The sequence below is a fragment of the Kocuria aegyptia genome (assembly GCF_039530085.1).
GTDB lineage: Bacteria > Actinomycetota > Actinomycetes > Actinomycetales > Micrococcaceae > Kocuria > Kocuria aegyptia.
Window position 1 is genome coordinate 43,130 of sequence record NZ_BAAAOA010000017.1, and the last position, 20,084, is coordinate 63,213.

Here is a 20,084-nt window from a genome sequence, read left to right on the forward strand (position 1 = left end):
CGGGCGACGGCGCGGGCGTAGGAGCGCTCGGTGTCCTGGGCCACGCGCCGCCAGCCGAAGAGCCGCTCCACGCGCTCGCGCCCGGCGCGGCCCATGCGGGCCGCCAGCTCGGGGTCGGCCAGCAGGGTGCCCAGGGCGGCCGCGGTCGCGGCGACGTCCCGCGGGGGGACGTGCAGACCGGTCACGCCGTCCTCGATGCTGTCGAGCAGACCGCCGACGGCGCTGCCCACCACGGGGCGGGCGCACGCCATGGCCTCCAGCGGGACCATGCCGAACGGCTCGTACCACGGGGTGCAGGTCACGACGTCCGCGGTGGCGAGCAGCGCGGCGGCGGCGTCGTGGTCCACGCGGCCGAGCAGCTCCACGCGCTCGGCCACGCCGAGCTCCCGGGCCAGCGCCCGCAGCCGCAGGGCCTCGGGGTCGCGGTCGAGCTCGGCGCGGTCGGGGCCGCCGGCCACCACGAGCTCCGCGTCCGGCAGCTCGGCGAGGGCGCGCACGACGACGTCCACGCCCTTGCGCTCCACCAGGCGGCCCAGCGCCACGATCCGAGGCCGCCGCTCGCCGGCGGGCCGGGGTGCGGGCACGAAGGCGTCGAGGTCCACGCCGCACGGGACCACGTCGATCCGGGACGGGTCCCCGCCGAGGGCCAGGAGCTCGGCCCGCTCGTCCCGGCAGGTGGCCAGGACGAGGTCGGCCGCGGCGACGATCTCGTTCTCGGCTGCGAGCCGGCCGGTGGGGCTGGTGTCGGCCGCGCCCTGGTGCCGGCGCTTGACGGCCCCGAGCGCGTGGAAGGTCTGCACCACCGGGATCTGCAGGGTCTCCGCGGCGCGGCGCGCCGCGATCCCGGACATCCAGAAGTGGGCGTGCACGAGGTCGGGCACCCCGCGGCGGGCCCAGTCGCGGGCGAGCCAGCGGCCGAACTCGTCCATGTACGGGGCGAGGTCGTCCTTGGGGAGGAGGCTCGGGGGTCCTGCGGGGACGTGGACCACGCGGGCCCCGGGGGCGAGCTCGACCTCGTCGGGCAGACCGGCCGCGTCGCGGCGGGTGTACACGGTGACGTCGTGGCCCAGCCGGGCCAGACCCTCCGCGAGGGCGGCCACGTAGACGTTCTGTCCTCCGGCGTCGACCCCGCCGAGCGCGGCCAGCGGGCTGGCGTGCTCGGAGACCATTGCGATTCTCATGCTGTCACCTTCTCCAGGATGCGGTCCCACTCCGCGAGGAAGCGGTCTGCTCCATAGTGTCTCAGGGCGTGCTCGCGGGCGGCGGTGCCCGCGGCGGCCGCCGCGTCGGGGTCGTTCAACCAGTGCCGGGCCTGGGCGGCGAGGGCCTCCGGATCGTTGGAGAGCAGCCCGGCCCCGGGCGGCACCGCGCGGGGCGCCTCGGTGGTCGAGAGCCCGAGCACCGGCATCCCGATGGTCATGGCCTCCAGCAGCGCGAGCCCCAGGCTAGTCCACCGGTAGGGGTGGAAGTAGGCCCGGTGCTCGCCGAGCGCCGCGTGCAGCCGCTCCTGAGGATAGTTCTCGTGCAACCGCCCGGCCATGTGCGGCGCGTGCTCCGCGAGGCGGTCCATGCCCATGCCGTAGACGTCGACGGGCAGCTCCTCGGCCAGCGCCGTCAGCAGGTCGGTGCCCGCGATGCGCCCGCGCCGGACGGGCTCGTTGACCACGGCGGCCAGGCTGGCCGTGCGCCCGGTGTAGAGCGGGCCCGGGTCGAGGACGCCGTGCTCCACGACCTCGGTGGGCGCGTCCCCGTTGTCCCACATCATCCGGTTGAAGTGCGTCACGTGGACCACCGGGATGTCGGAGCGCTCGGCCAGGGGGTGACGGGTGGCCACGGCGGGCCCGCGCGGGGTGTCGTGCTCCACGTAGACCGCCGGCACGTCGGCCCCCGGCCGGCGCCCGGTCCACCGCTCCAGCAGCTCGAGCTCGTGCGGGCGCTGCAGGAGGACCACGTCGAACTCGGCGTCGGCGAGCTCCTCGGGCGTGCGCTCGACGGCGGCGGCAGGCCAGTCCCAGGTCTCGGCCCGGCCGCGGCCGTCGGGGCCGCGGCCGGCGACCACGGGCAGCAGGTAGGTGTGAGGGCCGTGCACGAACGAAGTCGTCCACGAGCCGTGGACGTGCCAGGTCAGGATGCGCACCCGGGTCCTCCTTCCGGTTCGGGAACAGTGGCGGGCGCCCCCGGGACGCCGTCCGTCAGCTCCTCGACGGCCGCGACCACGGCGGACGGGGACACGGACGACAGGCAGGGGTGGCCGGGAACGGGGCAGTCACGGGCGCGGGAGCCGCGGCAGTCCGCGCCCTGGTCCCCGAGCAGCACGACGGGCACGCCGTAGGGCGCCCACCGCTCGGGCGGCACGACCGGGGAGAAGAGGGAGACCACCGGGGTGCCCACGGCCGCGGCGAGGTGCGCCGGACCGGTGTTGCCCACGACGACGCACGCGGCGGCGTCCAGCACGGCGGCCAGGCCCGGCAGGTCGGTGCGGCCCGCGAGGTCCAGCACCGTGCCGCGCGGTGCGCCGGCCCGGGCGACGGCGCGGGTCGCGGCGGTGAGCCCGCGCTCCCCCGGCCCGCCCGTGAGGACGACGGTGCGCCCGGCCGCGGCGAGCCCCGCCGCCAGGGCCCCGGCGTGCTCGGCGGTGAGCCCGCGCGAGGGGACGGAGGCGCCGGGGTGCAGCACCACGAACCCGTCCGGCAGCGCGGACAGCTCGTCCGGCAGCTCCGGGAGCGGGCGGCGGACGGCCAGGCGCAGATCCGCCGGTGCCGGCTCGGGGGCCCCGGCCGCGACCGCGAGCTCCAAGGCCGCCTCGACCTCGTGGCCGCCGCCGGGCGGGTCCGCGCGGCGGTGCCGGACGTCGAGCAGCGACCCGGGGTAGTCCTCGCTCGTGGCGACCACGCGGTCGATCCCGGCGAGCCGGGCCAGCAGCGCCATCGGCAGGGAGCTCTGGTGGAAGGACGTGAAGACCACGGCGAGGTCGTAGCTGCGGGCGGCGAGGTCCGCGACCAGGGCCGCGGTCGCCTCCCGGTCCACCGGCGGCGGCCGGAAGCCCGACCACGGCGCCGAGTACTCGAGGACCTCGGCCACGTCCGGCAGCAGCCGCGCGGCGGCAGCACCGGACGGGGAGGCCAGCAGGTCCACCGGGTTGCCCAGCCGGGCCAGGGACCGGACGGCGGGCCCGGTCAGCAGGACGTCGCCGTCCGAGTCGAGGCGGACGGCGAGGGTGCGGCCCACGCTCAGCCCCTGGCCCCGGCCGTCGCGGCCGGTGTCGGGAAGCCCTGGGGGGCGCCTTCCGCCCCCTCGCCGGCGGCGGGCCCCAGCACGGAGGCGACGGCCTCCCGCAGGGTCCGGGCCACGGCCGGGGCGGCCGCCACCTCCTCCTCGCGGGTCACCGGGGTGGGCACCAGAACGCTGCGCGCGCCGGCGGCCTGGGCGGCCTCGACGTCGGCGCCGATGTCGCCGATCAGCACGCACTCGGACGGGTCCGCGCCGAGCTCGGCGGCGGCCGCGAGCACCATGCCGGGCCGGGGCTTGCGGCACGCGCAGTCCTGCTCCGGGGCGTGCGGGCACAGCTGCCAGGTGTCGAAGGGACCGAGCAGCTCGCTCACGCGAGCGTTGACGGCGTCGACCTGCTCGCGGGTCAGCAGGCCGCGGCCGATGCCGGACTGGTTGGAGACCACGCCCACCCGCAGTCCGGCCGCGCGCACGGCGTCGACCGCCTCGCGGGCCCCGGGCACGAGCTCGACCGCGGCGGGGTCGCCGTTGTAGGGCACGTCGTGGACCAGAGTGCCGTCCCGGTCGAAGAGCACGGCGCGCACGGGGACGGGCCACGGCCCGGTCTCCCGGTGCCGCCACCAGCCCCGGGCCTTGTGCCGCACGGCAGCCACGGGGATGGCGACGCTGGTGCGGACCATGCGGCTGAGCTCGGGCAGGAACTCGGGGTCGCCCGGGCGGGGACCCGGGACCGTGCGCAGCAGCAGGAACCGGCCGGTCAGCCAGCCCCACGCCGCGGCGCCGGCGCCGGCCGCGGCCAGGGCGGAGCGCCGGGCGGGCCGGTGGCCCAGGGCGGTGGCGGTGAGCGCCGCACCGGCTCCCGCTGCCGCGGTGCCCAGGGCGGCGACCGTCGCCGCGTGCCAGCGGAAGCCGCCGGGAGGGGCCTCGGCCGCACGCCGCCAGTCCGGTCCGTGCAGGCGGCGCATCAGGGCGTCGTCGGCGTTGCCGGCCTGGACGCGCAGGCTCACGAGGTCGTCGGCGGGGCGCACGGGGTGCGTGATCCGGCGCTGCCCGCGCACCAGCTGCCACCCGGCCCGGCGCACCCGCAGGGCGAGGTCCGCGTCCTCCCGGTAGGCCCGGGGGAAGCGCTCGTCGAAACCGCAGACGGCCTCGAGCGCCGCGGTGCGGTAGGCCATGTCCGCGGTCGCCCAGTCGGCATCCTGGAGGGACGCGGTGTTGCGCTCCCAGTCGGTGGGCCGGCGGGAGCCCGGGAGGGGGACGTTGATCCGGCCCTGCGTCGCGCCGATCTCGGGCCCGCACGCGGCGAGGTCCTCGGCCAGGCGGTGGGCCCAGCCGGCCGGCAGCTCCACGTCGTCGTCCAGGAAGGCGATCCACTCCGCCCCCGAGCGGCGGGCGGCCCGCCAGCCCCGATTGCGCGCGGCGGCCGGGCCCCGCCCGTAGCCCCGGACGGTGCGCACGGTCCAGGCCACGGTGTCGGGCACGCTCAGCCGCAGCGGCTCCACGTCACCCCGCCGGTCGTCGACCACGACGACCTCGAGCGGTCCGGGGTGGTCCGCGTCGACGTCCTGGGCGGAGAGGGTGTCCAGCAACCACTGGAGGGTCGGGCGCCCCACCGAGGGGACGACGACGGCGTAGGTCGCGGGCGCGGCCGTCACTTGGCCTCCTGGAAGAAGGAGGCGCGGCGGACAAGGTGCGGACCGAGCACTAGGGCGGCCACCGGGGCGGAGCCGAAGAGCTCGAGGGCGTCGCGGGGGTCGTCCACCATGGGCCGGCCGGCGGTGTTGAGGGAGGTGTTGACGACGACTGGCACACCGGTGCGCTCGTCGAAGGCCCGCAGCAGCGCGGCGATCCCGGCGTTGTCCTCGTCGGTGACCGTCTGGATCCGGGCGGTGCCGTCCACGTGGGTGACCGTGGGGATCCGCTCGCGCCACTCCGGGGCCACGTCGTGCACGAAGAGCATGAAGGGGCTGGGCATCGGCCCGCCGGCGAAGATCTCCGCGGCGCGCTCCTCGAGGACCATGGGGGCCACGGGCCGGAACTGCTCGCGACCCTTGACGTCGTTGAGCCGCTCGAGGTTGTCCGGGTGCATGGGGTTCGCCAGCAGGGAGCGGCGGCCCAGCGCCCGGGGGCCGAACTCGCTGCGGCCGTCGAACCAGGCGATCACGCCGTTGTCCGCCAGGATGTCGGCGACCTCGCCGGCGAGGTCCTCCGGGGTGGTGAAGGGCACCTGGGCGGTGCTCAGCCACTGGGCGAGCTCCTCGCCGGACCAGCTGCGCCCGAGGGCCGCGGTGGGCTGGGGCGCGCCGAGGTCCCCGGCTTCCTGGGCCAGGTGCAGGGCCGCGCCGAGCGCGGTCCCGGAGTCCCCGGAGGCGGGCTGGACCCAGACCTGCTCGAAGGGCGTCTCGCGCCAGATCCGGGAGTTCGCCACGCAGTTCAGGGCGGTGCCGCCGGCCATGGTGAGCACCGTGTCCCCGGTCTGCTCGTGCAGCCAGGTCGCGAGGTCCACCAGGACCTCCTCGACCACGGCCTGGACGGACGCGGCGAGGTCGGCGTGGTCGCCGCCCCAGGTGCCGTCGTCGATCCGGCGGGGCGCGAAGCGGGTCCAGTCGGGCGCCTGGGCGCGGAAGCCGCCGTCGCCCGTGGCGCGGACGATCTCGCGCAGCTCGGGCAGGAAGCGGGGCTCGCCGTAGGAGGCCAGGGCCATGACCTTGAACTCGTCGCTCGAGCGGAGGAAGCCGAGGTGGTCGGTGAGGGACTCGTAGAGCAGGCCGAGGGACTCGGGCAGGGCCTGGCGGTGCAGGATCTCCAGCTCGCCGTCGCGGTAGCGCCCGGCCAGGTGCGAGTGCGCCTCGCCGCGGCCGTCGACCACCAGGACGCTGCTCGTGCGGGTGGGGGCGGCGAGGCCGGCGGAGGCGGCGTGGGCCACGTGGTGCTCCACGAAGCGGACCTTCCCGCGCCCGAGACCCGGCAGGGCCTCGGCGAGGAACCCCGGTGCGCGGCGGGCGTAGTCCACCCGGACCGGGTCGTACGGGTCGTCCGGCATCTCGGCGGCGATCGCCGGGTCGAAGGAGTAGCCGACGGCGTCCAGGTCCGCGGGCGTCAGCCCGGCCTCGGCGAGGCACCAGCGCATCGCCTGCTCGGGCAGCTCCCACGCCGAGAACGGCACCGGGCGCTTGCCGTGCTTGCGGCGGGAGAAGCGCTCCTCCTCCGCTGCGGCCACCACTCTGCCGTCCACGACGAGAGCCGCCGCGGGGTCATGAAAAATCGCGTTGATGCCCAGGTAGTTCATGGATCGGAGTATGGCACAAAATCATCAGGCGGCTGATCTAGGACCCGTGTCCGCCCTGGTGCCGCCCGGTTGCCGCCGCCTGGAGCAGCTCCGGGCCGAGCTCCCGGTCGAACTCGTCGTCGGCGTCCCGGCCCGGCTCGCCGGCCAGGTCCCCGAGGAGCTCCCCGACGAGCTCGTCGAGCTGCTCGAAGCCGCTCGGGGCCATCGCCGCCCGCTCCTCGGCCGCTGCGCGCCCGGCCGGCGACAGGCACCAGCGCAGCCGGTCGTCGAGCCGCCCGGGGTCGAGCTCGTCGGCGCCGACCACGGCCGGCCAGTCCCAGGCCTGCGCCTGGGCCGTGACCTTCCCGCCGCCCGCGACGGGGTCGACGGCGAGCACGGGCACCCCGGCCCGCAGCGCCAGGACCAGTCCGTGCATGCGCATGGTCACCACGGTGTCGAGGCGGGCGATGACCGACCCGACCTGGGCGGCGGTGGCGGGCAGCCGCCAGTCCCGCGGATCCAGCCGGGTGTCCAGGGGCAGCCGGGCGGCGTCGAGCCGGCCCAGCCACTCCTCCAGCCCGGCCCGGACACCGTCGTGCCTCCGGCGGGCACCGTACTCCTGCTGGCCGGAGGTGAGGTAGACGCCCAGCACGGGCACGAGCTGGGGCGCGGCCCGCGCGGCGAGGTCCCGGCGGGCGTCGGCACCGGGGCGGTCGCGGGCGATCACGCGGTGGAACCCGGCGGTCACCGGGTCCTCGGGGTCGAGGACGCTGACCCCGACCGCGACCCGGCGGCAGTGGGCGAACTGCTCGTGCAGCTCGGCGATCGACCGTCCCGTCGCGGGCCCGCAGACGAACACCAGGTGCGTGTAGCGCGCGGGCTCGGCGTCTTCGAGCCGCAGCCCACCGGGCGGGCACATGACCGCGCTCCAGGCGACGTCGTGCGGGACGCCCCCCGTGCCGAGGGCATCGGCGACGGCGTCCATGGCGAGGACGTCACCGGCCGTCGCCTCGCCGTGCAGGACGCTGGACCAACCGACCACGAGTGTGCGCATGGCCTCGACGCTACCGGCCGGAGCGGGGCCCACGGCCGCCGCGCGGGCGCACTGTGAGCACTGTCACGTCCGGTAACGAGTCAGCACGACGGCTGGTGGCCCACGTCACAGAAGACTAGGCTCGATGGCACGGATCGAGCCGTCGGCCGTGACGTCCTGTTGTGGAAGGACCCCTCCATGAACCATCTCCTGTCCCTCGCCGCCCAGGCCCTGCGCCCGGGTCCCCGTCCGCATGCACCCACGCCCTGGAGCAGGGCGGAGCAGGGCGGGGTGGCGGCGTGAGCGGCGTCGACGTCGCCCCGCCCCCGGCGGACGCCGGTGCCGGGGGGCACCGGGACTGCGAAACGTGCCTGGGCCCGGACGCCGAATTCCCCGCGGAGCTCTCCGCACTGTCCCTCGTGGAGCTGCAGGTGCTGCACAGCAGGGTCGTGTGCCAGCTCGAGCACGAGTACCTGGTGAACCCCGACGGCCCCCACCCCGTCACCCAGGACCGCCACGAGGAGCTCTCGGCCGAGCTCGAGGCCCGTCAGGGGGCGGCCTCCGGAGCGTGAGCCGGTCCGCTCAGGCGACCGGCCCGGCGGTCCGGGCGCGGGGCCGGGCGTACCACTGGGCGAAGAGCACGACGATCAGCGCCACGTCCACGACGTCGCCGCCGTAGTACATGAGCTGCGCGCCCGTGCGGGCGTCCGACGCCCCGACCCCGTCCGGTGGGTGGCCGTACAGGTGCTTGGCGAGCGCCGAGTGGGCCGCCACGAAGCCGACCAGCACCGCCGCGCGCAGCCGGAACGAGCCCCGGTGCGGGTCCGGGTCCACCCCGACCACGGCCGCGGTGAAGACGCAGCCCGCCAGGAGCACGTGGAGGTGCACCGCCGCGTGCACGGGCGCCGAGGTGTGCATGCGACCGTACAGCTCCGTGGTGTAGAGCAGCCACAGGCCCCCGGCGTTGAGCGTCCCGGCCACCACTGGACGGGTCACCGCCCGGAGGGGCGGCGTGCGCAGGAGACGGGACAGGACCCGGGCCCGGGCCACGGGCAGCGCGCGCAGCGCCAGGGTCACGGGGGCGGCGAGCACCAGCAGCAGCGGGGCGGCCATCCCCAGCAGCAGGTGCCCGGCCATGTGGGCGGTGAAGCCGGTGCGGGCGGCCTCCGCCAGGGGACCGACCAGTGCGACTCCGGCGCACAGCAGCCCCGTGAACCACAGCACCGTGCGGTGCGCCGGCCACGGGCCGCGGTGCCGCGCCGCCCACAGCCCCGCGGCCCAGCCGGCGGCGCCCAGGCCGAGCAGGACGAGCACGGTCGCGTCGAGGAGGGCCCAGCCGGCGGCGCCGTGGTGGTGCGTCATCGCCCCGGGCGGGCGGGGCGGGCCGGGCGGGTCCGGCGCAGCAGCACCAGTCCCGCCGCGAGCGCGAGCAGGGCCGTGCCGATCCAGGTGGCGTCGTAGACCAGCAGGTCCACGTCGTAGCGGATCTGGTGGATCCTGAGCACCTTGTGCAGGACCACCCCGTCGAAGAGCTGGAACGCGCCGAGGCCCGCGAGCAGGCCCCCGGTCCAGCGGCCCCAGGACACGGCGCCCCGGCGCCGGACGTCGGCGAGAAGGAACAGGGAGCCCACGGTGACGAACCAGCCGAAGGCGTGGAAGAGCCCGTCCGAGGCGAGGGCGACGCCGGTGGTGGACAGGTCGTAGAAGTGGTGCCAGTGCAGGAGCAGGTGGAACACGGCGAGGTCCACCACGGAGGCTGCGATGCCCGCCCCCAGCAGCGCGCCGGCGAGCAGCGTCCGGCGGTCCTGGTCGGCCATGGGGTCCTCCTGGTGCGCACGGGCGGGGTTGCGGTCCAGCCTACGGTGGCACCGCCGGCTGTCGAGGGTCCGGGCGCCCCGGGCCCGGCGGGCAGAGCGGTCCGGGTGGTTCAATGGCACGGTGCGCAACGACAACCTGACCCGCCGCGAGACCGCCGACCGCTCCGAGCTCGTCGCCGTGGACAGCTACGACGTGCTGCTGGACCTGTCCGCCGCACCGGACCCGCAGACGGACACGTTCCGGTCCGTGACCACGGTGCGCTTCGGCGCCGAGGAGGGCGCCCAGACGTTCCTGGACTTCATCGGGGGCTCCGTGGAGTCGGTGACGGTCAACGGCCGGGAGCTGGAGCCCGACGACGTCGTCGAGGGCGCGCGGATCCGCCTGCCCTCCCTCGAGGCGACCAACGAGGTGTCGGTGGCCGGGCGGGGGCTGTACTCGCGCTCCGGGGAGGGGATGCACCGGTTCGTGGACCCGGCCGACGGCCGCGTCTACCTGTACACGCAGTACGAGCCGGCGGACGCCCGCCGGGTCTTCGCGAACTTCGAGCAGCCGGACCTCAAGGCGTCCTTCCGGTTCACGGTCCTGGCCCCGGAGGGCTGGCAGGTGTCCTCCAACGGGGTCCGCATGGCGGTCTCCCCCGCCCCGGAGGCCGAGCGGCCCGGGGCGGTGCGCCACGAGTTCGCCGCCACGGAGCGGATCTCCACGTACATCACCACGGTGCTGGCGGGCCCGTACCACCGGGTGACGGGCGAGTGGCGGCACTCCTTCGAGGACGGCACCCGCATGTCCGTGCCGCTGGCCCTGTACTGCCGCGCCGCGCTGGCGGAGCACCTGGACGCGGGCACCGGCGCACGGGAGCTGTTCGACCTCACCCGGCAGGGGCTGACGTTCTTCACCGAGCTGTTCGGCTACCCCTACCCCTTCGGCAAGTACGAACAGGCGTTCGTGCCCGAGTACAACCTGGGCGCCATGGAGAACCCCGGGCTGGTGACGTTCACCGAGGAATACCTGTTCCCGGACGGGGCCACCCGCGCCGAGCACCAGGGGCGGGCCAACACCCTGATGCACGAGATGTCCCACATGTGGTTCGGGGATCTCGTCACCATGGCGTGGTGGGACGACCTGTGGCTCAAGGAGTCCTTCGCGGAGTTCATGGGGGCGCACGCGTCCGTGCAGGCCACGGACTTCGAGGAGGCGTGGATCGCGTTCGCGGACCGCCGGAAGGCCTGGGCCTACCGGCAGGACCAGCTGCCCACCACGCACCCGGTGGTCGCCGACGTCCAGGACCTCGAGGCCGCCCGGCAGAACTTCGACGGCATCACCTACGCCAAGGGCGCCGCGGTGCTCAAGCAGCTCGTGGCGTTCGTGGGCTACGGCCCGTTCGTCGACGCGTGCCGCGCCTACTTCCGCCGCCACGCCTACGGGTCCACCACCCTGGAGGACTTCCTGGCCGTGCTGCAGGAGGCCTCCGGGCGGGACGTGCACGGCTGGGCGGAGTCCTGGCTGGGGACCTCCGGCGTCACCTCCCTGACCCTGGACCTCGCCCGGGACGAGGACGGCACCGTGACCTTCGCGGCGCTGCTCCAGGACCCCGGCCCCGGGGTGCTGCGCCCGCACCGGCTGCTGCTCGGCGGCTACGAGCGCGGGCCCGGCGACGTGCTGGTGCGCACCGGCACCGTCAGCGTGGACCTGCCCGCCGAGTCCTCCGTGGAGGTGCCCGAGCTCGTCGGCTCGACCGCGCCCCTGCTGGTGGTCAACGACGAGGACCTCACCTACGCCAAGACCCGCCTGGACCCGCTCTCGCTGACCACGGCGCTGAGCTCCCTGTCCTCCGTGGAGGACGACATGGCCCGCGCCCAGCTGTGGTCGGGGCTGTGGAACGCCACCCGCGACGCCGAGCTGGACCCCGGGGACTGGGTGGGCGCCGTCCTGGACCACGGCTTCGCCGAGCCGCAGACCGGGATGTTCACCACCGCCGTGGACCACGCCGTGGAGGCCGTCGAGCGGTTCAGCCCGACCGCCCGGCGGGACCGGCTGCGGGGGCGGCTGCTCGACGCCGCCGTGCGGGAGCTGCGCCGGGCCGACCCCGGCAGCGACCGGCAGCTGGCCCTCGCCCGGCTCACCGCCCGCACGGCCCGCCGCGACGGGAGCCACGCCGGCTGGCTGCGCGACCTCCTCGGCGGGCGGGACGCGCTGCCCGGGCTGCGGCTGGGCTCGGAGCTGCGCTGGGCGCTGTGGACGGCGCTCGCGGCCACCGGCCACGGCGAGGACCCCGGGCTGGACGTCGCCCTGGAGCAGGAGCGTGCCGGGGACCGGACCCGCACCGGGCAGGTCGGCTGGGCCCGCACCCGCGCCGCCCGCCCGCTGCCCCGCGCCAAGGCCGAGGCGTGGGAGGCGATCACCGGTGACGCGCTGTCCAACGACCTGCTGAGCGCCACGGTGACCGGCTTCCAGCTGGGCCCGGCGGAGCTGCTGGAGCCGTACCGCGAGAAGTACTTCGCCATGCTCGAGGAGGTGTGGGCGAGCCGTTCCATCGGGATGGCCACCCGCATCGTGCAGGGGCTCTACCCCGCCGGCGCCGACCTCGAACCCGGCCACGACCCCGAGCACCACCCGGTGCTCGCCCGCACGGAGCTGTGGCTGAGCAACCACTCCGGGGCATCCGCCGCGCTGCGGCGGATCCTGGTCGAGGAGCGGGACCACCTGCTGCGGGCCCTGCGGGCGCAGGCCGCGGCGCGTCCCTGATCGCCGGCTCGCGCGCCGGGTCCCCGGCTGACGGCCGGAGGTGCCGCGCGGGGCGGGGGCGGTGTCAGGCGGCGGGGCGCCCGGAGCGGCGCAGCACGCGGTCGACGGCGCGCTGGGCGTCCTCGTTGGACTTGAAGACCCGCCGGTCGAGGCTCTGGCCGAGCGACATCGACGAGTTGCCCAGCTGCAGCAGGTTCACCTTGGAGTCGTTGCGGTGCTCGCGGCGCGGCTGGGGCGCCTGGGGACCGGTCCGGGCGTCATAGGCCATGGTGGATCCTTTCCGTGACTACTCCAGTGTAGGAGGCCGCCGTCCCACTGAACAGGGCGCCGCCGGTCATCAGCCGTGCCGCCGTGCCCGGGACGTGTACCAGCCCCGGTCCACGGACCTCCGCACCCACCAGGTGCGCGCCACGAGCACCAGGGACAGCACGTGCAGCAGCACGAGCACCGACCAGTACGCCGCGGCGGCCCCCGGGGCGAAGGGGACCGAGGCCGCGCCGGCGAGCATCAGCATGACCAGCGCCTCCAGGTTCAGCGCGTAGCGCAGGGGCCGCATCACGCGCACGGAGATGTCGTGCTCCGGCTGCCGGTTGATCCAGGACAGCAGCACCGCCACCACGGACATCACGATCGACGCCGCCGCGGAGGGCACCTGCCAGCCCGGCCCCAGCACGTGCTCCCGCACGGTCGACACGAGCCCCACGAGCAGCAGGACCGCCGTGATGAGGCTGACCGCCACGGAGGCGAACGCCGTGATCCCCTGCCGCGCCGGCAGGATCACCATCTCGCAGAAGGCGTCGTCGAAGCGGGACGTGGGCCGCAGCGCCAGGTGGCCGCGCACCGCCCCCGGCCACCGCCGCACGGTGCGGTCCTCGGCGAGCACCCGCTCCACCGCCCGGTGCGAACCCCCCGGACCACCGGCGCGGCCCCCTTCGTGCGAGAGGACCGTGAACTCGTGCAACCGGACCTCCGCGGGCACCGTCAGCTCCAGGTGGAAGCTGCGGCAGGACGCGAGGTCGTGCAGACCGACCCGCCCCACCCAGGGCATCCAGCAGTGCCGCAGACGGTCCCGGGCGCGCGGTCTCCGGCCGGCGGCGTACTGCTCGTCCATCGAGTACTTGAGCACCAGCCGGCGTCCTGCGAACTCGGCGGGCAGCGCGAAGGTCAGCAGGAAGCCGCGGGCCAGCTGGTCGGCCACCGTGGTGAACAGGGCGAGGTCGGCGTCCCAGTGCTCGGCGTCCTCCGCCGCCAGCCGCCCCCCGTCGACGAGCCCCTGCACCACGGCGCGCAGGTGCTCGCAGTAGGCCCAGAACCCGTCGAGGGCGTCCTCCACGAGCAGCTCGGGGGCGTGCACGACGGCCGGGACGTGGTCGTCGGCCAGGACGGCCGCCTCCGCCGGGGGCAGCTGCTCCGGGATCAGCCCGCGCAGGAGCAGCACGGCGAGCGCGCCGTTGTCCTCCGTGCTGAGGACCGGGACGGGGTCGCCCTGGCAGACGGCGTCGAAGTTGCGCAGGGGCTGCTTCGCCTGGATGGTCACGGGCACCAGCAGCCGGCCCGCGGCGTCGGTCGGCCACGGGGCGCGCGCGGCGAGGTCCACGTCGAGGGAGACCTTCCGGCGGGTGACGCCGTCGGGGCTCATCAGCACGGACTCCACGCGGCGGTGGATCCAGTCGGCGGGGCTGAGGAACAGCGTGCGCAGCACGTCGACGTCCACCGCCGGGCGGTCGGGCTCGGGCGGGGGGACCTGGCCCTGGGGCATCCGCGCGCCTCCTTCACAAGTCCCGGTCCGGCCCTCGTCCCGGGGTGGTCACCGGGCCGGCCCGGTGTCCTGATCGGTCATCATTGCACCAGTCAGCGCGGACACCCTACGGGCCGGGGGGATGAACCGGGCGTCCCGGGAATCGTGAGAAGCTATTGACGACTTGATGCCCCAGCTCCATCGAGGGAGACCATGACCGACTACGCGCTCAACGACCGCGGCTCTCTGGAGATCGTCACGGAGAACTTCTACGACACCGAGATCATGCGGGTGTTCGGCGGTCTGTCCTTCGGCAAGCTGCGCACCTGGACGGGCAGCGCGGCGCTGGTCCCGGAGCCGGACAACCCCTTCGACCCCCACACCGTCTCGGTGCGGATCGGGCCCAACAAGATCGGTCATCTCGCCCAGCAGGACGCCCAGCGGTACTGGCCCTACCTCGCGCGGGTCATCGCCTCCGGCTACACCCCGGTGGCGCCGCTGAAGCTGGAGGCCACGGTCCTGCGCCAGGACGGGCAGGCGGAGGTCGACGCCTCGGCGCGGCTGTCGATCGCCGCCCCGGACCTGCTGTTCCCGCTCAACACGCCCCCGGCGCAGGCCGCGGTGCTGCCGCAGGGCCCGTCGATCAAGGTCCTGGACGAGCAGGAGTTCGCCGAGTACCTGCACAGCGTCATCCCCCCGTCCGGTGAGGGCCGTGTGATGCTGACCCTGGAGACCAACAAGGTCCGCAACCACCACGGGCAGACCCTGGACATCGTCGACGTGCTCTACGAGCGCCGCCAGGTGGGCCGGCTCTCCACCCAGATGTCCGAGCAGTTCATCCCGATCATCGACCACGCCTTCCAGCAGGACAAGCTCACCGCGGTGTGGGGCACCATCCGGGGCTCGGCCTTCGAGGTCTCGATGACGATCCAGGCCGCGCGCCCCGAGGACATCCCCGCGGAGTGGTTCGAGCAGCTGCCCAACGACGTCCCCGAGCTGCTGCCGCCCGGCGGCGGCCACGCCGTCCCGGACGCCTACGTCCCCGCCGAGGCCGACCGCTCGCGCAACGCGAAGAAGTGGCGCAAGGGCCTGGCCGTGTCCGCCGCCGAGCGGGTCCCGCACGACGACGACGTCTCCGCCCAGCGGTCGTCCGCCGGCGCGGGGACCGGCGTGCTCGGCCGGGTGCACGCGGCCGTGTGGGTGCTGCTGGCCATGACCGTGCTGCTGGGCGGGGTGGGCGTGGTCTTCCTGGGCATCGAGCCCCTGGTGAGCGCGCTGTGCTTCATCGTGGCGGTCGCGACCGGGTTCATGTCCTTCTACCTGGCCCGGATGAGCACCGGAGTGGCCCGCCGATGATCAGCCGCAGGGAGCGCTTCCTCCAGATCCTCGAGGTCCTCTCGAAGCACGGCTTCGGCTTCGCCCTCGGCGGGATCAAGGAGGAGTGGCGCGCCCCCCTGGCCCGGGTCCGGCTCATCGACCCGAACAAGCTCTACAGCCAGCCCGTGCACCTGCGTCAGGCCCTCGAGGAGCTCGGTCCCACGTTCGTGAAGCTCGGACAGGTGGTCTCCACCCGGCCGGACCTGCTGCCGGCGCGGTACGTGCAGGAGCTGACGCGGCTGCAGGACAGCTCCCCCGCGGTGCCGCCGGAGCGGATCCGGGAGATGATCGAGTCGGAGCCCGACTCCGCGGCGGAGGAGATCCTCGCCGAGATCGACCCCGTGCCCCTCGCCACCGGCTCGATCGGCCAGGCGCACGCGGCCGTGTACAAGGGGGTGGACGTGATCGTGAAGGTCCGCCGCCCCGGCGTCGTCGAGGAGGTCAACCGGGACCTCGAAATCCTCTCGGAGCTGGCCAAGCTGCTGTCCACCTACTGGCCCGCGGTGGAGCACTTCGACCTCGAGGGACTCGCGGACGAGTTCGCCCAGTCCCTGCGCGACGAGCTGGACTACCTCACGGAGGCCCGCAACGCCCAGCGGATGGCCGAGAACTTCACGGGCGACCCCCGGGTGCACATCCCGAAGATCTTCTGGGAGGCCTCGACCTCCCGGATCCTCACGATGGAGCGGATCCGGGGCATCAAGATCAACGACTACCCGGCGCTCGAGAGCGCCGGGCTCGATCGGCACCTGCTGGCCGTCGACTCGACCGAGGCCATCTGCCGGATGATCTTCGAGCACGGCTTCTTCCACGCGGACCCGCACCCCGGCAACCTCTTCGTGGAGACCGGCGGGCGGATCGGCATCATCGACTTCGGGATGATGGGCACCCTCACCGACGAGTTCCGGGACCACCTGGTGACCCTGATGCTCGGCGTGGTGCAGGAGAACCCGCGCCGGGTCGCCGCGGGGCTGCTGGGGCTGACCTCGCAGGAGCAGGACGTCAACAAGAAGGAGCTCGAGCGGGACGTGGCGATCATGCTGCGCCGCTACTCGAACAAGCCCCTGCACGAGGTGCGGGTGGGCCACCTGATGGGCGACCTCATCGGGATGCTGCGCCGGTACCGGATGCACCTGCCGCGCGAGTCGGCCCTGTTCCTGCGGATGCTCGTCACGGCGGAGTCCGTGGGCACCGGGCTGGACCCGGAGTTCGACCTCGTCTCGGTCCTCACCCCGTACGCGCAGCGGTTCGTGCTGCACCGGCTCTCCCCGGAGATCCTCGCCAAGCGGCTGCGCGACATCCTGCAGGACGCGGTGCAGATGGGCGTGGAGGCCCCCGAGTACCTCCGGCGGCTCATCGTGGTGCTGGAGCGGGGCGGCTTCGACGTCCACCTGCGCGCCGACGAGATCGAGCCGCTGCTGCGGCGCGGCGAGAAGATCGGCCACCAGGTGGTGGCCGGCGCGGTGATCGCCGCGTCCATCAACGGCATGGCCCACATCCTCGCGTCCGACCCGGACCGGTGGCGGAGGTTCCACACCCCCCTCATCGCCGGTGGCGCGACCACCGTGGGGACCCTCACGGGCTACCTCGTGCTCTCCACCAACGTGCCGAAGGTCCGGCGCCTGGCCAGCACCATCCGGCTCCGCCGCCGCGCGTTCTGACCGCGCCGCTCCGGCCCACGGTGCGGCGCGGTCCCGCGTCTCAGCCGGCGGTGGGCGGCATCTCGACGTGGACGACCTTCACCTGGGTCATCTCGTCGAGGAGCTCGGGCCCGTAGCCGAAGCCCGCGCCGGAGGCCCGGCGCGGCTGCGCCGCACCCCCCGGGGCACCGCCGAAGACGTTGTTGACCTTGAGCGTGCCGACCGGCAGCTCGGCCACGGCGCGCTGGGCGTGGGCGATCCGCCCGGTGAGCACGGTGGCGGCCAGCCCGTAGCGGTCGGCGGCGGCCAGCCGGAGCCCCTCGTCGAAGCTGTCGACGACCTGCACCGGTGCCACGGGCCCGAACGTCTCCTCGGCCATCACGGTCATCCCGGGGGTGCACCCGCTCAGCACGGTGGCCGGGTAGAACGCGCCGGGGCCCTCCGGGACCTGCGCGCCCTCGAGCACGACCGCCCCGTGGGCGACGCTGTCGGCGACCTGGCGGTGGACCTCCTCGCGCATCCGCTCGTCGACCAGCGGGGCGAGCGTTCCGCCGCTGTTGCGCCGGCGCGCCTCCTCGGCGAGGGCCTCGAGGAACGGCTCGGCGACAGCCCGGTGGACGTAGATCCGCTCGACCGCCACGCAGATCTGCCCCGAGTTGGCGAACGCGCCGAGGGCGGCCTGCCCGGCGGCCCAGACGGGGTCCACGTCGTCGTCGACCACCAGGGCGTCGTTGCCGCCGTTTTCCCGGATCACGTGGGCGCCGGTGCCGACCGCGGCGCGGGCAATGGCCTCCCCGGTGGCGGTGGAGCCGACATGGGCGAGGACGTCGACGTCGGGCAGCGCGGTGAGCAGCTCGCCCACGGCGGCGCCGCCGGTGACGGTGGTGAGCACCCCGGCGGGCAGGGCCTCGGCGAGGATCTGCCCGAGGCGCGCCCCGACGTGCGGGCAGCGCTCGCTGGGCTTGTGCACCACGGTGTTGCCGGTGACGACCGCGGCGCCGAGCAGGCCTGCGGCCACGGCCACGGGGTCGTTCCAGGGGGTGAGGGCGACGACGACGCCGCGCGGCTCCGCGACGGTGTAGTCGGCCGCCAGCACGCTGCCGCGCAGGCTGTGACCCCGGTGCACAGGGCCGAGCTCCGCGTACTGGTGGAGGGTGCCGACCCCGGCCATGACTCCGCCCAGGGACTCCTCGACCGGCTTGCCGGTCTCACGGGCGTTGAGCTCGGCGAGCTCCTGGGCGTGCTCGGCGAGGCGGTCGGCGGCGGCGCGCAGAGCCTTCCCGCGCTCCTCGGGGGCGGTCCGCGCCCAGTCACGGGCGGCGCGGCGGGCGGTCGCGACCGCGGCACGCACCTCCTCGTCCGTGGCGGCGGCCACCGTGCCGACCGTGGAGCCGTCCCGGGGATCCAGCACGGTGAGCTCGGTCGTCGGGGCGGTGGCGGGTGCTGCGGTGGTCATGGAACTCCTTCTCCGTTCGGCTGGGCGTCCTCCGGCCGTGCCCGTGCGGACACCGCGGGGGGCCGTCCTGATGAGCATACTGATGAACGGCCCGGGAACGGCTACGGTAGCAGTGACCAGGCCGCCGCACCCGCGGGGCCTGCCCCTGTTCCGACCAGGAGCAGCACGCCCGCCCGCGGCTCGGCCGCGGGCGCGGCCATGTCCAGCAGAGAGGAAGTTGCATGAGTTTCCAGCCCACCAACCCCGGCCGGGTGCTGATCACCGGCGGTGCCTCCGGGCTCGGCGCCGCTGTGGCGGAGGCCGTCCGCGACAACGGGGGCACCCCCATCGTCCTGGACCGGGACATCAGCACGCTCACCGGCGTCACCGCCTACGAGGTCGACGTGGCGGACACCGCCGCGGTGACCGAGACGGTGCGCAGGGCGGTGGAGTCCGCCGGCGGCCTGGACGCGGTCGTCACCGCCGCCGGCATCGACCGCTGCGGCCGGCTCGAGGACGTGGCGAGCACCGAGTGGGAGAAGGTCGTGCAGGTCAACCTGTTCGGCACCGTGTCCACGGTGCGTGCGGCGCTGCCCGCGTTGCGGGAGTCGCGGGGCCGGGTCATCACGGTGGCCTCCACCCTGGCGCTGAAGGGCGTCTCGGACGCGACGGCCTACTGCGCGTCCAAGTTCGGGGTGCTCGGCTTCAGCCAGGCCCTCGCCGCGGAGCTCAAGGGCGAGGTCGGCGTCACCCAGCTCATCCCCGGCGGCATGAAGACGCGGTTCTTCGACGACCGGGACGAGCAGTACAAGCCCCAGGACGACTCCCAGCTCAACGATCCGGAGAACGTCGCCGACGCCGTGCTGTTCGCCCTCGCCCAGCCGCGCGGCTGCGAGATCCGCGAGCTGTTCATCGCCCACGCCGAGGAGGGCTCCTGGCCCTGATCGCAGCCCGGCCCGGGAGCGGCCGGTCCGGACGGTGCGAGCACGGTCCGGACCGGCCGTTCCCACTGGTGGGAGGCGGGTTGTCCCCATAAGCGCCGACGGGACACGCGGGGGTCGGACGATGCGCGTGCATCTATGATGAAGGTCACTCCCCCGATCCGCACAGGAAGGCCCGAAGGCACCGTGGTCACCCCCCTCGCCACTGCGGTGGCACGCGTCCCGATCGTCGTGCGCTTCCTGGACGGTCACGGCCGGCCCGTGAGCCTCTCGGCGCGCACCCTCGGCCGCGGCTCCACCGACCTGCAGGACCTGCTGCGCCGGGCCTACGCCGCGGTCCGGGGTGAGTCCCCCGCCGAGACGGTCACCGTCTCCTTCCTGGAGGAGTGCCAGGGCAAGCTGCAGCTGGAGTACCTGGTGGTCGGCCGACGGCGCCCGAGCCGCTGGCGCAAGGACCTCGAGCGACGCCGTGCGGAGGACGTCCAAGCGGCGCTGATGGAGGCGACCATCGTGGTCACCGTCGCGATCGAGGCCGTCGCCGTGGTCGCGGCCGCGAGCACGGCCCGCTGGTCGACGAGCGACTCCCCCGCCTTCGCCGACCTCCTGCTGGACGGGACGCGCACCCTCCGGCTGCCCGGTGTGGTGCGCCAGTGGCTGCACGACGACGCCGCGCTGGAACTGCTCCGGGGCACCATGTCGATGTTCCTGGAGGACGGTGTGGAGCAGATGGTCATCGGCAAGGACCCCGAGCTGCCGGGCCGCTACCAGGAGACGGTGGTGACCGGCTCTCCCGGCCTGGCGCGCTTCCTCGGGGGCGCGCCCCTGGCCGCCCTGGTCGCCGGGGGCCCGGAGCGCTCCTGA

The 20,084-nt window shown here is 74.8% G+C and carries 16 protein-coding genes and 1 pseudogene; 6 read left to right on the forward strand and 11 right to left on the reverse strand.

Features of this window, described 5'->3' with window-relative positions; genetic code table 11:
* Positions 1 to 2 precede the first annotated feature (2 nt).
* The 6 genes and pseudogenes from ABD220_RS18070 to ABD220_RS08075 form a co-directional block, all read right to left on the reverse strand.
* Positions 3 to 1,181, reverse strand: a pseudogene (locus ABD220_RS18070) (glycosyltransferase); the annotation flags it as partial.
* Positions 1,178 to 2,137, reverse strand: coding sequence for a glycosyltransferase (locus ABD220_RS08055; RefSeq protein WP_344121439.1), 960 nt, complete (start codon positions 2,135 to 2,137; stop codon positions 1,178 to 1,180). The gene ABD220_RS08055 and the pseudogene ABD220_RS18070, both read right to left, overlap by 4 nt.
* Complete coding sequence (locus ABD220_RS08060) at positions 2,125 to 3,228, reverse strand: glycosyltransferase family 9 protein (protein ID WP_344121441.1); 1,104 nt, start codon at positions 3,226 to 3,228, stop codon at positions 2,125 to 2,127. The genes ABD220_RS08055 and ABD220_RS08060 overlap by 13 nt, the downstream gene beginning before the upstream one ends.
* A gap of 2 nt (positions 3,229 to 3,230) precedes the next feature.
* Complete coding sequence (locus tag ABD220_RS08065; protein WP_344121443.1) at positions 3,231 to 4,883, reverse strand: HAD-IIIA family hydrolase; 1,653 nt, start codon at positions 4,881 to 4,883, stop codon at positions 3,231 to 3,233.
* Positions 4,880 to 6,517, reverse strand: a complete 1,638-nt coding sequence (locus ABD220_RS08070; RefSeq protein ID WP_344121445.1) for a carbamoyltransferase family protein — start codon at positions 6,515 to 6,517, stop codon at positions 4,880 to 4,882. The genes ABD220_RS08065 and ABD220_RS08070 overlap by 4 nt, the downstream gene beginning before the upstream one ends.
* Before the next feature lie 37 nt (positions 6,518 to 6,554).
* Complete coding sequence (locus tag ABD220_RS08075) at positions 6,555 to 7,550, reverse strand: polysaccharide pyruvyl transferase family protein (protein ID WP_344121448.1); 996 nt, start codon at positions 7,548 to 7,550, stop codon at positions 6,555 to 6,557.
* Between the two features lie 278 nt (positions 7,551 to 7,828).
* Here ABD220_RS08075 and ABD220_RS08080 point away from each other — a divergent pair, with 278 nt between their 5' ends.
* Positions 7,829 to 8,101 carry a hypothetical protein gene (locus ABD220_RS08080; protein ID WP_344121450.1) on the forward strand — a complete coding sequence of 91 codons (273 nt, stop codon included), beginning with the start codon at positions 7,829 to 7,831 and terminating at the stop codon, positions 8,099 to 8,101.
* Between the two features lie 10 nt (positions 8,102 to 8,111).
* On the opposite strand, the gene ABD220_RS08085 is transcribed toward ABD220_RS08080, so the two are convergent.
* Together ABD220_RS08085 and ABD220_RS08090 are read right to left on the reverse strand one after the other, a co-directional pair.
* Positions 8,112 to 8,891: a cytochrome c oxidase assembly protein gene (locus ABD220_RS08085; protein ID WP_344121452.1), complete on the reverse strand. Its 780-nt coding sequence runs from the start codon at positions 8,889 to 8,891 to the stop codon at positions 8,112 to 8,114.
* A complete protein-coding gene (locus ABD220_RS08090; RefSeq protein ID WP_344121454.1) occupies positions 8,888 to 9,346 on the reverse strand; it encodes a DUF2243 domain-containing protein in 459 nt (152 codons plus the stop codon). The genes ABD220_RS08085 and ABD220_RS08090 overlap by 4 nt, the downstream gene beginning before the upstream one ends.
* Before the next feature lie 121 nt (positions 9,347 to 9,467).
* On the opposite strand from ABD220_RS08090, the gene pepN reads away from it, so the two are divergent.
* On the forward strand, positions 9,468 to 12,092 hold the full coding sequence (gene pepN / locus ABD220_RS08095) for an aminopeptidase N (RefSeq protein WP_344121456.1): 2,625 nt from the start codon (positions 9,468 to 9,470) through the stop codon (positions 12,090 to 12,092).
* A gap of 64 nt (positions 12,093 to 12,156) precedes the next feature.
* Here pepN and ABD220_RS08100 read toward each other — a convergent pair whose 3' ends face one another.
* Both ABD220_RS08100 and ABD220_RS08105 read right to left on the reverse strand, forming a co-directional pair.
* The gene (locus ABD220_RS08100; RefSeq protein ID WP_058875007.1) at positions 12,157 to 12,360 is read right to left on the reverse strand and encodes a hypothetical protein; all 204 of its coding nucleotides are present in this window, start codon (positions 12,358 to 12,360) and stop codon (positions 12,157 to 12,159) included.
* 69 nt (positions 12,361 to 12,429) lie between these two features.
* Positions 12,430 to 13,851 (reverse strand): hypothetical protein, encoded by a 1,422-nt coding sequence (locus tag ABD220_RS08105; RefSeq protein WP_344121459.1) that lies wholly within the window; start codon positions 13,849 to 13,851, stop codon positions 12,430 to 12,432.
* A 192-nt stretch (positions 13,852 to 14,043) separates the two neighbouring features.
* Between ABD220_RS08105 and ABD220_RS08110 the strand changes: the two genes are divergently transcribed.
* Positions 14,044 to 15,186: a hypothetical protein gene (locus ABD220_RS08110; RefSeq protein WP_344121461.1), complete on the forward strand. Its 1,143-nt coding sequence runs from the start codon at positions 14,044 to 14,046 to the stop codon at positions 15,184 to 15,186.
* Positions 15,183 to 16,868 carry an ABC1 kinase family protein gene (locus ABD220_RS08115; RefSeq protein ID WP_344121463.1) on the forward strand — a complete coding sequence of 562 codons (1,686 nt, stop codon included), beginning with the start codon at positions 15,183 to 15,185 and terminating at the stop codon, positions 16,866 to 16,868. The genes ABD220_RS08110 and ABD220_RS08115 overlap by 4 nt, the downstream gene beginning before the upstream one ends.
* 40 nt (positions 16,869 to 16,908) lie before the next feature.
* Here the strand turns inward: ABD220_RS08115 and ABD220_RS08120 are convergent, their stop codons facing one another.
* Positions 16,909 to 18,303 carry an aldehyde dehydrogenase family protein gene (locus ABD220_RS08120; RefSeq protein WP_344121466.1) on the reverse strand — a complete coding sequence of 465 codons (1,395 nt, stop codon included), beginning with the start codon at positions 18,301 to 18,303 and terminating at the stop codon, positions 16,909 to 16,911.
* Between the two features lie 221 nt (positions 18,304 to 18,524).
* Between ABD220_RS08120 and ABD220_RS08125 the strand changes: the two genes are divergently transcribed.
* Positions 18,525 to 19,226, forward strand: a complete 702-nt coding sequence (locus tag ABD220_RS08125; protein ID WP_344121468.1) for an SDR family oxidoreductase — start codon at positions 18,525 to 18,527, stop codon at positions 19,224 to 19,226.
* Positions 19,227 to 19,409: 183 nt separating this feature from the next.
* Positions 19,410 to 20,084, forward strand: a complete 675-nt coding sequence (locus ABD220_RS08130; RefSeq protein ID WP_344121470.1) for a hypothetical protein — start codon at positions 19,410 to 19,412, stop codon at positions 20,082 to 20,084.

What these genes read in the sequence shown, in the direction of transcription:
- ABD220_RS08070 (WP_344121445.1), bottom strand. Translation starts at nt 6,517, where the DNA reads ATGAACTACCTGGGCATCAACGCGATTTTTCATGACCCCGCGGCGGCT.
- ABD220_RS08075 (WP_344121448.1), bottom strand. Translation starts at nt 7,550, where the DNA reads ATGCGCACACTCGTGGTCGGTTGGTCCAGCGTCCTGCACGGCGAGGCG.
- ABD220_RS08085 (WP_344121452.1), bottom strand. Translation starts at nt 8,891, where the DNA reads ATGACGCACCACCACGGCGCCGCCGGCTGGGCCCTCCTCGACGCGACC.
- ABD220_RS08090 (WP_344121454.1), bottom strand. Translation starts at nt 9,346, where the DNA reads ATGGCCGACCAGGACCGCCGGACGCTGCTCGCCGGCGCGCTGCTGGGG.
- ABD220_RS08100 (WP_058875007.1), bottom strand. Translation starts at nt 12,360, where the DNA reads ATGGCCTATGACGCCCGGACCGGTCCCCAGGCGCCCCAGCCGCGCCGC.
- ABD220_RS08105 (WP_344121459.1), bottom strand. Translation starts at nt 13,851, where the DNA reads ATGCCCCAGGGCCAGGTCCCCCCGCCCGAGCCCGACCGCCCGGCGGTG.
- ABD220_RS08110 (WP_344121461.1), top strand. Translation starts at nt 14,044, where the DNA reads ATGACCGACTACGCGCTCAACGACCGCGGCTCTCTGGAGATCGTCACG.
- ABD220_RS08115 (WP_344121463.1), top strand. Translation starts at nt 15,183, where the DNA reads ATGATCAGCCGCAGGGAGCGCTTCCTCCAGATCCTCGAGGTCCTCTCG.
- ABD220_RS08120 (WP_344121466.1), bottom strand. Translation starts at nt 18,303, where the DNA reads ATGACCACCGCAGCACCCGCCACCGCCCCGACGACCGAGCTCACCGTG.
- ABD220_RS08125 (WP_344121468.1), top strand. Translation starts at nt 18,525, where the DNA reads ATGAGTTTCCAGCCCACCAACCCCGGCCGGGTGCTGATCACCGGCGGT.